The following is a 12,766-nucleotide window of genomic DNA, read 5'->3' on the forward strand; positions in this document are numbered from 1 at the left end:
AAAGCTTGCTGTTGTTATCAAGAAAAAAGCAGGCATTGCCTGCGACTTATAAAATTATACCACAGTTTATAACTCAGTGCAAAATGGCACAGAAGGTTTTATGCAGAAAAAAGTGTCTGTTTATGCCTTTTTTTGTCCCGCTCACCGGTTGCGGAAATCGAACTGGCGCTCAAAACAGTAACGGATAATTTTTTGCCGCTCGGAATCGGAAATCTCTGCGAACTTCAGCATTACAAGACTGCGGCCGTTCTCAAGCTTCTTAATCCGCACAATCTCACCTTCGAAGTTCGCATGCTCGGTGCTGCCGTTGCGGTAATTGATGAGCACCCAGCAAGACAGCCCATCCCCAATCTTCATGCTCGTCTTGGCATCGCTTAGGAACGATGTGCCGCCCCCGCCAATATCCTCTGTGTGCACCAAAAAGCGGCCTCCCAGAGAATCCTTTACTGCCAGCTCAAGCTCGGCATTCACACGCAAAAAGCTGCGTCGCTGAATTTTGAAGATGGAATCTGCCGCCGGTTTTCTTATTTTGACCATGCGGATCACGTCTTCTTTGAAGCCAATGACATGCGTATTAAAATAATTTTTGATGCCGCCCTCTGTGAGGAAATATACGGAGAGCTCGTCCCCGATAAACAGCTTTTTCAGTCTTCCGTTTTTCTCCTGCATCGGGATTTCAATCAGAAAAGCCTCTTCTTCCATTTCTGCAATCCTCGATCTATATTCCACTTCTGCCTCAGCAGCATCGCTTGAAGCAACCTGTATATATAGATATTCGTTGATTTTGGGATACAAGCCTGTCACCGCCACATAATTAAGTTATTAATCCTACTGCTGATTATAGCATGGAGGTTAATTGCCGGGTGAGAAATATTATTCCGGCTGTGAATCAAACCAAAAAGGCGCATTCCATAACGGAACTGCACCTTCATGAGTGAACCCTGTATTAAGCGGAACCCATTATTTATCCCGTGCCCCTGAGGATGTTCTGATCTCTTCCACCGTTTCCTCATGGCCGTCTGCCGCATTCAAGTAAATCCGGTACTGCGAGCCGTTGATTCTGCCTCCGAACTCATAGGTCAGCACCTCTTCAGCGTCCCCATTTTCAATCAGGGCCAGCCTGTTGTACATCTCTTTAAATTCCGGATGCAGCATTTTCCGGGCAGCGGCCAGGGTTATCCCAGGTTTCGGAATCTGCCGCTTCTCCTGCCGTTTGCGGACATAATCGCTGGCTTGAAAACCTGTAGCCTCCCCGGTATCCAATCCAACGCGGACCGTTATTTTCTCCGGATAGATCAGCACGCCGTCACGGCTCGTTACAAAGGTCAGGTTCCCCAGATTATCGTATTTGTCTGCGCTGACAGCCGTCATGTTCGGATACCCTTTTTGCTGCAGGAACGTCCCTGCTTTGGCAACAGCCTGCTTCATCGATACTTGAGCCGGACCGACGCTGCGGTTGTCATTATAGGAGATCAGCAGTCCACCCTCCACAGTAAAATCCATACTGATCGGCTGTTGGTGCTTCTGGCTTGTAACCGTAGCGGTATAGGAGGCCCACTCGGTTCCCTTGCCGTTCTCCTTAATTTCGACATTCGCATTGCCGCCGAGATCCGCAAATTTCAGCGCTTTACGTTTCACATCTTCGGCTGTAACCGGCTTGCCTCCCAGCTTCTTCACGGAGCGTTTATCATAAATGCTGGCTACAGAAGGTCCATAATCCAGTTCAGGATAAGCGGCCACCCGTTTGTCCACCGTTTTGAAGCCGTCGATAATCGTGTTGTCTTCCGCTTTGTCCTCTGTTGCCAGTGCAGATTCTACGTCCATCCAGCGAAGCCGGTTGGTAATGACTTTGTGCTGTACGTCCTGCAGATCCTTGGAGATTTCACCCGAGTTCTTATAGAGCGCTTTTAAATTGCCTAATTCATTGTCAGTCAGCGGCTTCTTGGTGAAATCGCGCACCGCAGCCTTGTAGGAAAAGTTGGAGATTTTTGATAAAAACTCCTCTGTTTTGCTGAATGGCAGCAGGGTTAGCGGCAGCTGGTTGATCTCATTCTGCGCTTCACTGGTCAGCCGCCAGACATTCACAAGCCCTTTGCGGTGCATATTACTCGAGGTACTGTTAACAGCCAAGGTATTCCCGAGTTCTCCATGCAGCTGCTCCACATGATAGGAGAGGTCATGAAAAGCCCGCTGATACTGGTTTTCCGCTTTGATCAGAATCGAGTTCTTTTCCTGGTTTTCCTGGTACCCCCATACAAGCGCTCCAACCAACAAGAGCGCGGTAATCGGGAACATTAAGGCACTTAATCTTTTGTACATAGGACCGCAAGACTCCCTTCAATAGCTTATTGCCGTTAGTTTGACAATAACTGAGAAGTCTTATGCACGCGAACGGCCAGCAACTTAAAGAGAATACCTTCCAAAACACCGGCTAAGCCCTTTCTTCAATCTCAAAGCCGCTGCTGCTGTTGCAGAGACATTGCTTGAAGCCGGTCTGGATCACGCCCTGCTCCTTGCTCCCTCTTAATATGTAGCTTTCGCCGCACTGTTTGCAGATGATCCGAACTTTTACACGCAAAAAAAGACACCTCGCTCCTCTCTGGAATTCCTTGCATACGGAACTATCCGATAAGATTAAGTGTGTCCACCTCTACTATAGGTTAATCTCTTCTTCACGCTTCAGGAACCTGAATGGGGAGCGGCTGTTGGCACGGGCCACCTTACCCATGCCTCCATACCATAATACGGCCATCAGAGGCACGATGAACCAAATCCAGGTATTGGTCATCGTACTGAGGATGAAATCATAGATTCCATGCCACAGCCAAGGCAGCAGCAAGGACATAAATAGAATTCCTCTTGTCCGGACGCCGCCTGAGAACTTGGCCCTGCCCATATGATATCCCATAATGACGCCAAACATAGCATGCCCCGATACCGGAAGCAGCGCGCGCATGAACATGGAGCCGATTGAAGCGTGGCTGTACCAGGCATACATTATATTTTCTATTGTTGCAAAGCCCAGCGATATCGCTACAGCATATAGTATTCCATCATATGGCTCGTCAAACTCGGTATGATTGTAGATCATATGGTACAGCACAAACCACTTCAAGCATTCTTCCACGCCGGAGGAGATGAGGAATGAATCGACGTAAGGTCCGCCGTCCAGCCCAAGCACAAGCCCTCTTTGAATAATCATAATGGGAAACACAATCAAAAGACCCAGCAGAAACACCTTCAGAACCATGTGAAGCGGCTCCTGATCGTACTTATCCTTTAGATAGAAAAAAGTCAGCAGGGCAAGTCCCGGTGCCACTGCTGACGAAATGACCGATAACAAAAGCACCGATTCCCCTCCCTACGTTCTGTCCAATCTATATAGTTTGAACTAAAGAAACGACTGACTAGAACCTGACACAGAGTCGGTCGATGATGGTCAAAGGCACTTTCATAATCTCCTCCATGAATTGCTGTACGTTGGTTCGAATTTCAGTGACCGTGTGGTAGAAGACGTTGTTAATCACGTCCGATTTAAGCCATTTCCACAAGCCTTCGACTGCATTGAATTGAGGGCTATAGGGAGGTAGGAACACCAGCTCAAGTCGTTCTTTCATCTCCGTCAGGAACGGGGTTAGTAGCTCCGCATGGTGGATTCGCGCATTGTCCAAGACCATCACGATTTTACCTGTTGGGTATTCATCGATGACTTTTTTCAAAAAACTCAAAAAGGTTTCTGCGGTATACTGTTCATCTTCCTGCCATACGATTTTGCCTGTTCCATAATCAACGGTTGCCAGCAGTTTGACGCCGCGATGTTTACCTGTGGTTGGAATGATCCGTTGCTTACCGCGGAGAAACCACGTTTTCTGAATGGCTTGATAATCTCGAATCATGGATTCATCTTCGAATAGCAAATGGTGAATTTCGTCCTTCATATATCTTTTTTTAAGTTGGGAAACGTGGTTTCTGTAAAAAATCTTTGTTTTTCTTCGTCCGCTGCGGCCAAGGTATACGTTGGCTTGGTGTAGCTTAGCCCCTGTCGCTGCATCATTTTGGAGATACCCCGAAGCGAATACGTGACTCCAAATTCCCGTTTGATCAAGGCTGCAATGATCTCCAGTGTCCAGTTGTGCCGCGCCGTAAAGCCAACATCATGCGGAACCGAACCCACAATGGTCTGTTTCAGCTTTTCTTGTTGTTCTTTGGTTAATCGAACAGGCGCTCCTGGAGAATGATTCATTTGAAGGCCTGAAAGCCCTCCGGTTTCATACGCCCCAATGTAACCTTTTACGGTTTTTGCACTTCGATCGATGGTATGGGCAATTTCCTCAATTTCTGTTCCTTGTAGATACAAATACAGGGTCTGGTATCGTTCGTACATCCGACGTTTTTTGGCTTGCTTCATCGCGGTTTGGATCTCTTGAAAGGATGCTGTATGGTCCATTACATTCCCCTGCCTGTCTGAAGTCGTTGTCTATATTACTTCGACATGTTGCAACGAAATCCTTACCATAGTTTTCTAATCTTTAGTTCAACTTATATAGCTAATCATCTGTGCATGCTGCTCTTCAAGCCCTTCCACCGTTATTGCTGGCGTTTGAAATGAGTGCAGATCAGTTCAATCGCATTCTCCGGCATAACCGCCTTGCCGTACTCAGCCAGCATGGCTTCGGTTACCGGCGATGAATCGCCGAACTCGGAGAGCACACCGACAAGCCCGGATAATGCGGCTTCCTCAAATTCCTTCGGATCAAAGTAGAGATACCATATATCATTATAAGAATACAGTTTTCCTTGAGAAGTAATATTGCCGATGAGCACGTGTGCTGCTTCAACTAAAGCTTCAAAATCACGGAATGCATATACAATGGAGTCGCTTTGTTCCAGTGTAACTTCCATTTCGTAAATTTCTTCGGGCAATTCTTCTTCACCGGACGCACCGTACTGATGGTGATCATATTTTCCCCTAGTCACTATAACGACCATGCCTTGCGCGGGCAATGCGAACACTTCCACGGCAAGCGGACCTGTAGCGTCGAAACCAAGTTCACTGTACGCCTGATCCATCATCTCCGTAAACAAGTCATGCACCTTGGGAACTTCCTGCCACATATCTTCCTTCTGGATGCCCCGCTCGCTCAGGTCGTCAAAAGTGAGGAAAATCCGTATCTTATCTTGACTTAATCGCTCTATTCTCATGACAGGATCCTCCTTTTGCAAGCTCATTTATTATAATGTATGATGAGTCCCGAGTAATGAGCCAAAAATAGTTACTATGTATGTATGTTATCATTTTGCAACGGCAAATGCACGTAAATAAAAAATTATTTCTCCACCCCTCCGGGAAAGCGGTTTGTTAAAAAAAGAATCATTTTGACGACACTCGATCCCCAAAATGATTCTGCTGCAGCTTACCTGTGTTACAATCCCGGTACGGCGGTATGTGCATCCTTGAGAATTTGCTCCACTTCATGCTTCACATCAGGGTTGCTGCGGATGAAATCCTTCAGCATTTTGAGATTGGTTTCCCTGTATTGGGAATTGGATTCCCCCTTATGCTCGCCGCTGCTGTGGGAACTGTGCGCCCCGCTGTCATGCTTGCCGCCGGATGCTGTGCTTCCGAAGCTGGTCATGGCCATCTCCATGATTTTATCCTTCGCTTTATCACCGGCGCCGCGCATTGAACCGTTCTGCTGAAGCAGGCCGGACATCAGGGCTCCCCGTTTTTTGGACATCATCGTACTGACGGCTGCACCCAGCACCACACCGCATAAAAATGACGAAGTATTCATATCTCTAACCTCCTTGTATGGTAAAATCATGCTTAGTGTTCGCGGAAAGATTGCCGCTCATACAGCCTAACAACAAGAAAGCGAGATGAAAAAAGTGGGTAAAACAACAGCAATACTGCTGCTGTCCGCTCTTTTGCTGTCAGCCTGCAGCAATGGCGGCAGCAGCGGGAATTCAGCAGCTGAAGCCACAGTGCAGCCTGCAGCGTCTGCTGCGCAAGCAGCACCGGAGCCATCGGCCCAGGCCGCCGCAAGCCCGGAAGCAAGCTCAGCCCCTGTGGCGGAGCCATCAGCCGCACCGGCCACAGCGGGCGCAGCGGGTGCCGCCTCAAGCTCAGCACCGCAGCCGGCGGGAGACAACAGCGCGGTGTCGGGTGAGCAGCCAGCTGGCGATACCCCCGCCGCAGAAGTTCCCCTGCTTTACCACATGAACAAAAATTACGACATAGTACCCAATGCGGAAGGCACTAACAAAAAGGTCGTCCTGCTCACCTTCGATGATGGACCAAAGGAAGCGGATATGATCAATTCACTGATCGATACCCTCGATAAGCATCATGCCAAGGCGATTTTCTTCGTAAACGGCTACCGGGTGAAGGAACACCCCGAGCTGCTGAAGCTCATCAAAGACCGCGGCGGGATTATCGGCAACCACAGCTGGGATCATATCGTGCTGAAGGATAAGCCATACGCTGAAGTGAAGAAGCAGATTGAGGATGTGCAGAAAATTGTCAAGGAAATCACCGGTGAAGCTCCGCACTTCTTCCGTCCGCCCCATGGCGCAGGCGGAGATGTTGGCAAGAAGATCGCTGCCGAGAACGGCCTGCTCTATATGACCTGGTCGGTCGGCTCTCTGGACTGGGAAATGAAGGAGAAGGACACCAACAAAACAGCAAAGCTGATCACCAACGTCACGGATCAGCTGCACTCCGGCAGCAACATCCTGATGCATGAGCTTCCGTGGACCGTAGAAGCGCTGGATACGCTGCTGACCACTCTGGAAGGCAAGGGCTACAGCTTTGCCGATCCCCGAAGCATCGAACTCAAAATGCGCTAAGCTGCGGCAGTACTTGCAGTTGCAAACGGCTGGGAGTCCTGTTACAAGTGCAATGGATAAAAACGGCTGTGCCGTCCTCCACGGGACAGCGCAGCTGTCTTTGGTTCTAGCGTTACCTGGAGAACGATTCCCCATGAATCCTACGGCAACTTTTTAAGTGGAAAAAGGTTAACTAATTTGCCGGAGCACCCTATCCTCGACATTTCTAAGTGGAAAAAGGGACACTAATTCAGCTCATTTTGCCACTGGACAAGAAATTTGGTCCAATTAGTTTTACTTTTTCCACTTCAATCTCAGGATTTCTTAATTTCCGGAAAAATAAGTTCCTTTTTTCCAACTAGCACCTGCGAAGAAGCCGTTTCGACGCCACAACAACGGTATTTCTGCCGTTGTTTCCGGGCAAGCTGGCCTTCGGTGCTCCAACAACGGTATTTCTGCCGTTGTTTCCGGGCAAACCGGCCTTCGGTGCTCCAACAACGGTATTTCTGCCGTTGTAATTTTATCCACATGCGGAAGTAAACATAGTTCCCTATACAACAACGTCAAACGGCTGCGTTGTCCTTCACTGGACAGCGCAGCCGTTTGACGTTGGGGTAATGCAATCGGACAGAGTTTCAGTTATTAGAACGCTTGCCCTTCATTTCAGGCTGGAATAAAACGATATAACGGATTCCGAGTCCGAGCCAGCCGGAAAACGCGGCTTTTTCGTAAAATAATGTCTTCTCTGTCCGCTTCATTTTGTAGCCCGGCGGAGCGTCAGAACGTGCATTTCCGCGCGGCTCCCCCAGCGCAGCGGAAAATGTGCGGTGCCGAAACCGCGGCTGATCAGCAATCCGGCTTTCTTGCCGGAGCCGTCGTTTCTTGGGATAACATAGTGGCCGGCGTTATACTGGCGGTAGAACGGATCTACGTGCCTGTGGCCGACAAAAGGCAAAACCACCTGGCCTCCATGGGTATGGCCGGCAAGTACAAGGTCAGCCGGAACTTCGGATTGCTGGGTCAGCCAGAGCGGGTCATGGACAAGAATGATCCGGCAGAACGGGGCCTCTGCACTGGACAACGGCGGAAGCGGCCTATATGCTCTCTTGCCTCCCGTGCGCGGAAAATCCACCCCGGTAAGCAGCAGACTGCTCCCGTTTTTTTGTATCGTAATGCTCTCATCCTGCAGCAGCTTAACTCCACTGCCGCGTATGATATTGTCCACAAGCGTTATATTCGCCCGGTAATCATGGTTTCCATGTACAGCATAGGCAGGTGCGAGTGCTGCCGCCAAGGTCATATTATCGTACAGGCGGTTCATGGAAGCGCCCTTTTCCGTCAGGTCTCCTCCAAGGAAAACGGCATCTATTTCCCCCTTCATCGGACTCAGCCGCCTGAATGGGAGGCGACGCCGGTGAATGTCTGAAATAAACAGGATGCGGAAGCCGTCAAATTCCTTGGGGAGAGCCTCGAGAAATATTTCCTCGGCAATAATATGGTTCCTGAAGGCAGCCGCCAGCATCAGAGATCCAAATAACACCAGCAGCAGCACGCAGATTCCCGCAATACCCAGCAGCCAGACGGCTACCATAAGGTATTCAGGTCCGGCGCCCCGTTGAGTCCCCACCACAACAGGAAGCCGAGCAGCAGTATAAAAATAATTATTAATGAATTAATGAACATTTTGCTGAAACGCAGCCGTTCGGAGGGGTAGGTTTCGGTCCGGGAAGGTGTGGCTGTTTCTCCGTCCGCAGATATTTCATCCTGTTTGGCCGCTTTCCTGGACGGTGCTGTGGAATAACGGCTTTTTCTCGACAGGGTACCTGTTCCCGCGAAGGGCGTTTCAGTGGCTGTTTGGGATGCTGATGAAACCCGCGACCGATTTTTTCTTTTGGCCGCAGAGGGTTGTTCAGTTTTGTTCGGTTTCTTGCGGGACTTTACCCGGCTGAGTTCTTCGCTCATGACGCCCTCCGGTAACGGATCACTAGACCCGAAAACACATCAATAATAAAATGGCACAGAATCGGTGCCCAAAGCGTTCCTGAATGGATGTAAATGTAACCCAGGCCGTAGCTGCTGAGGAACACCCACCCCGTCGGAATCCAGTGGCGCAGATAGCGGACATGGATCACGGCAAACAATATGCTGGTCCAATAAAGTCCAAATGTATGTTGAACTGCTCCCCGGAACAACAGCTCCTCGCAGACGGACACAATGGCAGCAATGACAAGAATATGCCACAAAGGCCTTTTGCCGAATAACAGCTCGTTAATCCCTCCGTCATCCATGCTGTCTTCAGGAACAATATGTGTCAGCAGGAAGTCCACAATCAGCATAATTGCAGCGAGCCCAAGGGCCCAATACACAAATTGTGCGCTGTCCGGAAAATTTAATATGTGAATGGGATTTCTTTTCTGCAATAATATCCATATCAAGCCGATAAATAAAGTAAGACCCTGCGTTATATACAGATTAAGTAAAAGGATCTTGTCAGTTAACTGCTGGGGATCAGCTTTTTTGATCTTGATATCGCCAAATTTGAATTTTTTCATTGTAACCTGCCTGTTCTATATTGTTTTTACATAAGATAATTTCCCTAGACGAAGGAGCATTAATTATGAACAGCCGTACCTCCCGCACTCAAATGTTATACACACTAGGTTTTCTGTTTTTTCTGATTTCCGCATTCGCCGCTTTTTTTACGGGAGTGAAGGTCGGGGCCGACAAGACAGAGGCTAAATACGCACACCTCGATAATAAAGAAGCTGTCGAGGAATTCTCCGGCTCCTATCAGCAGCAGGATCTTGTTACCTTCTATCATAACGTATTTTTGCCCTACCGGGAATTCAAGCGCAGTTGGAACGATGGGCTGGACAACCTGGCCCGCAGCACAGATGCGCGCGAAAATGCTGCAGCGCTGAAGAATCTCAGCATTCTGGCAGACAAGCAGTATGACAAGGTGACACAGGATTCCATTTTTACAAGTTCGCCTTTGCTTTACGAATCCCAGTTGAATATCCTGAAGAGTCTGACCTTGTTCTCCCAGGCCTCCAGCAAGGTAACCGCAGGTGCATCGGGGGCTGAAACGGCAAAAATACTAAGAAACGACAATTTCACAGCCAACGCGGTCAAGTTCGGCCTGCTGGCGCAGAAAAATTTCTATGACTCCATGCTCAAATGGGGGGCCAAGAGCAGCAGTAAAATTCCTGCCGAGGCCGGAGAGCTGAAAACCCTCTCTTTCGTGCAATGGAAAAAGATGCCCCTGCTGCTCAAAAACGCATCCATCGCCGATATTATGCTGAACCGAGCCATCTATGAAGCGTATGACCCGCAGGATATTACGGCCAAAATTGACGATATGATCTATTCCGGCACGGCCAGCTCGCTGAAACTTAAGGACGTTCAATCCTCCGTTTCCCTTCTAATCTCCACGGGAGCGGTGCAGGAACAGGATTTCATGAAGTGGCGCGAACAATATTATGGCAAAGAAACGATACCTCAGCTTCCGTTTTTTTATGAGTAGCTGTCCACGCCGCTCATAAGCGGCACTCAGGCGGTAAGATTTCATTAAGAAGACACTGTAATTGCAAGTTAGAACCAGCTATTGCATCATAACGAAAAATGAAGTCCACTTCAAGGCAGCGGCTCTGCAATAAGCCTATTGACACATCTGGCACCCTCATGTTACATTATGAAAAATTAATCAAGCAAAACCGATGATGGAACAAAGATTCTGCAAGTCTTCAGAGAGCCGGTGGATGGTGCAAACCGGTGGCGGACAGAACTCTTTAGCGCTCCTGAGATATTGTGTCGAACCTTACAGTAGGCACAATCGGATCATCTCCGTTACCAGTGTGGCCTTTGCAGGCCAATGAGGCTGCTACTTCAACAGTTGCAGTGAATTAGGGTGGTACCACGACAACTCTCGTCCCTTACTACGGCAGTAGTATGGGGTTGGGAGTTTTTTTGTTATCCAAATTCCGGGAACGGCCATAAGGCCTATGTCCCAGGGTTTGCCGGTCTGCTGCATGTATTTTCTTTTATGCGACAGCGCGTTGCCCCGTTATTCCGACATATTTCTCATGCATTTTCTCTGCTTCTGGTACTGTGGACTGCCTCTTCAGGGCATCCTTGGGCATATATAGCTTTCCAAATTTAAGGAGGACAAGAAACCATGTTTAAAGTATTAGTATCGGATCCGATCAGCGATTTGGGCATTCAGCAATTAATGGACGCAAGTGATGTGACTGTAGACAAAAAAACCGGGCTCAGTGAAGACGAACTTACCGCTATCATCGGGGAATATGATGGCTTGCTCGTCCGCAGCCAGACTACGGTGACGGAGAAGATTATTGCAGCGGGGACTAAGCTGAAGGTGATCGGCCGCGCCGGCGTAGGCGTCGACAATATTAAGCTGGAAGCAGCCACACAGCACGGTGTTGTTGTTATCAACGCTCCTGACGGAAATACAATCACGACCTGTGAGCACGCTTTTGCCATGATGATGGCATTGGCCCGCCATATTCCTCAAGCCTATGCCAAAACCATCTCCGGTGTCTGGGATAGAAAAACATTCCTGGGCGTAGAGCTTCGCGGCAAAACACTGGGCGTACTCGGTATGGGCCGTATCGGCAGCGAGGTGGCCAAACGGGCCAAAGCCTTCGGCATGAACATTCTTGCCTATGACCCGTTCCTGACCGCTGACCGTGCGGAAAAACTTGAGGTGAAGCTGGCTTCGGTGGATGATATTGTCCGCGGCGCGGATTTCATCACTGTGCATACCCCGCTCACCCCGGAAACCCGTCATATGATCTCCCGGCCGCAATTTGAGGTCATGAAAAAAGGCATGCGCATCGTCAACTGTGCCCGCGGCGGCGTAATCGACGAAATGGCGCTGGTTGAAGCCATCGACAGCGGCATCGTTGCCGGAGCAGCGTTCGACGTATTTGAAAAAGAGCCGCCTCAAGCGGATCACCCGTTCCTCTCCCATCCGAAAATTATCGTGACTCCGCATCTGGGCGCTTCGACCGTAGAAGCCCAGGAGAATGTAGCGATCGATGTATCGGAGCAGGTGCTGCATATTCTGCGCAACGAGCCGTTCATCAACGCTGTTAACATTCCTCCGGTTGCACCAAGCGTTATGAACAAGCTACAGCCGTATTTCACGCTGGGAGAAAAGCTTGGCAGTTTTGCTTCACAGCTGACCGGCGGCGCTATCCGTGAAATTCATGTTGAATATGCCGGGGACCTTTCGGATGTGGATACACAGCCGCTAACCCGCTATATCGTGAAAGGCGTGTTCACCCGCCATTTCGGCGGCGATGTCAACATCGTCAACTCCATGCATCTGGCCAAAACGCGCGATGTCAATGTTGTCGTGACAAAAGCCTCCAAAACCAAAGGCTTCACCAATCTTATCACGGTTACACTGAAAGCCGAGCCGGATGAAGAGCGTCTGGTTGCCGGAACATTGCTCCAGGGTTACGGGGAACGCATTGTTCAGGTCAATAAATTCCCGGTCGATATCGCTCCGGAAGGCCATCAGATTGTGATCTCCCACAACGACAAGCCGGGGATTATCGGTCTCGTCGGCACGCTGCTGGGACAGAACGATGTTAACATCGCTTCGATGCAGGTGGGACGCAAAATTGTCGGCGGTGCAGCCATCATGCTTTTGACCGTGGATAAAGCGGTGCCTCAGCAGGTGCTGGTGAAGCTCGCCGGCCTGCCGGAAATCAACACTGCCGAAGAGATTGTTCTGCTGTAGAAGCCATTTCACTCCATCTATAGCTCTGGCAAGTTAGCAAAAAAACCGCTCTTTCGAAAATGGAAGCCTTCCGGCACCATTTCAAAAGAGCGGTTTTTAAAATATAAGAATTTATATGCTTCACCCAATAAATGTTCCTTATATTTCTCGCTGAAACGGTACCGTCCTGTA

General features: G+C 49.3%; 13 protein-coding genes and 1 other annotated feature. Of the genes, 3 read left to right on the plus strand and 10 right to left on the minus strand.

Annotation, left to right across the window (positions count from 1 at the left end; all coding sequences use genetic code 11):
* Window positions 1–141: 141 nt before the first annotated feature.
* The 7 genes from PRIO_RS22165 to PRIO_RS22195 form a co-directional block, all read right to left on the minus strand.
* On the minus strand, window positions 142–795 hold the full coding sequence (locus PRIO_RS22165) for a flagellar brake protein (protein ID WP_020427715.1): 654 nt from the start codon (window positions 793–795) through the stop codon (window positions 142–144).
* 165 nt (window positions 796–960) lie between these two features.
* Window positions 961–2,319: a germination protein YpeB gene (gene ypeB / locus PRIO_RS22170; protein WP_046504727.1), complete on the minus strand. Its 1,359-nt coding sequence runs from the start codon at window positions 2,317–2,319 to the stop codon at window positions 961–963.
* A gap of 112 nt (window positions 2,320–2,431) precedes the next feature.
* Window positions 2,432–2,578 (minus strand): hypothetical protein, encoded by a 147-nt coding sequence (locus PRIO_RS36170; protein WP_020427717.1) that lies wholly within the window; start codon window positions 2,576–2,578, stop codon window positions 2,432–2,434.
* 75 nt (window positions 2,579–2,653) lie between these two features.
* Window positions 2,654–3,349 carry a glutamic-type intramembrane protease PrsW gene (gene prsW, locus PRIO_RS22175; RefSeq protein WP_020427718.1) on the minus strand — a complete coding sequence of 232 codons (696 nt, stop codon included), beginning with the start codon at window positions 3,347–3,349 and terminating at the stop codon, window positions 2,654–2,656.
* 58 nt (window positions 3,350–3,407) lie between these two features.
* A protein-coding gene (locus PRIO_RS35000) for an IS630 family transposase (RefSeq protein ID WP_197545359.1) occupies window positions 3,408–4,447 on the minus strand; the annotation gives its coding sequence in 2 pieces (ribosomal slippage) (window positions 3,408–3,941 and window positions 3,944–4,447; 1,038 coding nt in all).
* Between the two features lie 140 nt (window positions 4,448–4,587).
* Window positions 4,588–5,202, minus strand: coding sequence for a genetic competence negative regulator (locus PRIO_RS22190; RefSeq protein ID WP_039835109.1), 615 nt, complete (start codon window positions 5,200–5,202; stop codon window positions 4,588–4,590).
* A gap of 221 nt (window positions 5,203–5,423) precedes the next feature.
* Window positions 5,424–5,795, minus strand: coding sequence for a hypothetical protein (locus tag PRIO_RS22195; protein WP_020430065.1), 372 nt, complete (start codon window positions 5,793–5,795; stop codon window positions 5,424–5,426).
* Between the two features lie 85 nt (window positions 5,796–5,880).
* Between PRIO_RS22195 and PRIO_RS22200 the strand changes: the two genes are divergently transcribed.
* Window positions 5,881–6,849 (plus strand): polysaccharide deacetylase family protein, encoded by a 969-nt coding sequence (locus PRIO_RS22200; protein WP_020430063.1) that lies wholly within the window; start codon window positions 5,881–5,883, stop codon window positions 6,847–6,849.
* A 733-nt stretch (window positions 6,850–7,582) separates the two neighbouring features.
* Here the strand turns inward: PRIO_RS22200 and PRIO_RS22205 are convergent.
* From PRIO_RS22205 to PRIO_RS22215, 3 genes are read right to left on the minus strand one after another with little or no spacing between them, the layout of a single operon-like run.
* Window positions 7,583–8,419, minus strand: a complete 837-nt coding sequence (locus PRIO_RS22205; protein WP_020427501.1) for a metallophosphoesterase — start codon at window positions 8,417–8,419, stop codon at window positions 7,583–7,585.
* A complete protein-coding gene (locus tag PRIO_RS22210; protein WP_020427502.1) occupies window positions 8,413–8,790 on the minus strand; it encodes a hypothetical protein in 378 nt (125 codons plus the stop codon). The genes PRIO_RS22205 and PRIO_RS22210 overlap by 7 nt, the downstream gene beginning before the upstream one ends.
* On the minus strand, window positions 8,787–9,380 hold the full coding sequence (locus PRIO_RS22215; protein ID WP_020427503.1) for a CPBP family intramembrane glutamic endopeptidase: 594 nt from the start codon (window positions 9,378–9,380) through the stop codon (window positions 8,787–8,789). Before PRIO_RS22215 ends, PRIO_RS22210 begins: the two co-directional genes overlap by 4 nt.
* A gap of 65 nt (window positions 9,381–9,445) precedes the next feature.
* Here PRIO_RS22215 and PRIO_RS22220 point away from each other — a divergent pair, with 65 nt between their 5' ends.
* Both PRIO_RS22220 and serA read left to right on the plus strand, forming a co-directional pair.
* Window positions 9,446–10,351: a hypothetical protein gene (locus PRIO_RS22220; protein WP_020427504.1), complete on the plus strand. Its 906-nt coding sequence runs from the start codon at window positions 9,446–9,448 to the stop codon at window positions 10,349–10,351.
* 184 nt (window positions 10,352–10,535) lie between these two features.
* Window positions 10,536–10,764, plus strand: a binding site (T-box leader).
* 238 nt (window positions 10,765–11,002) lie between these two features.
* The gene (serA, locus tag PRIO_RS22225) at window positions 11,003–12,595 is read left to right on the plus strand and encodes a phosphoglycerate dehydrogenase (protein WP_020427505.1); all 1,593 of its coding nucleotides are present in this window, start codon (window positions 11,003–11,005) and stop codon (window positions 12,593–12,595) included.
* Window positions 12,596–12,766 lie beyond the last annotated feature (171 nt).

The organism is Paenibacillus riograndensis SBR5 (assembly GCF_000981585.1).
In the GTDB taxonomy this organism is placed as follows: domain Bacteria; phylum Bacillota; class Bacilli; order Paenibacillales; family Paenibacillaceae; genus Paenibacillus_AQ; species Paenibacillus_AQ riograndensis.

Coding starts and splice junctions, on each gene's coding strand:
- ypeB (WP_046504727.1), bottom strand. CDS start 2,319: ATGTACAAAAGATTAAGTGCCTTAATGTTCCCGATTACCGCGCTCTTG.
- PRIO_RS22190 (WP_039835109.1), bottom strand. CDS start 5,202: ATGAGAATAGAGCGATTAAGTCAAGATAAGATACGGATTTTCCTCACT.
- PRIO_RS22195 (WP_020430065.1), bottom strand. CDS start 5,795: ATGAATACTTCGTCATTTTTATGCGGTGTGGTGCTGGGTGCAGCCGTC.
- PRIO_RS22200 (WP_020430063.1), top strand. CDS start 5,881: ATGAAAAAAGTGGGTAAAACAACAGCAATACTGCTGCTGTCCGCTCTT.
- PRIO_RS22205 (WP_020427501.1), bottom strand. CDS start 8,419: ATGGTAGCCGTCTGGCTGCTGGGTATTGCGGGAATCTGCGTGCTGCTG.
- PRIO_RS22210 (WP_020427502.1), bottom strand. CDS start 8,790: ATGAGCGAAGAACTCAGCCGGGTAAAGTCCCGCAAGAAACCGAACAAA.
- PRIO_RS22215 (WP_020427503.1), bottom strand. CDS start 9,380: ATGAAAAAATTCAAATTTGGCGATATCAAGATCAAAAAAGCTGATCCC.
- PRIO_RS22220 (WP_020427504.1), top strand. CDS start 9,446: ATGAACAGCCGTACCTCCCGCACTCAAATGTTATACACACTAGGTTTT.
- serA (WP_020427505.1), top strand. CDS start 11,003: ATGTTTAAAGTATTAGTATCGGATCCGATCAGCGATTTGGGCATTCAG.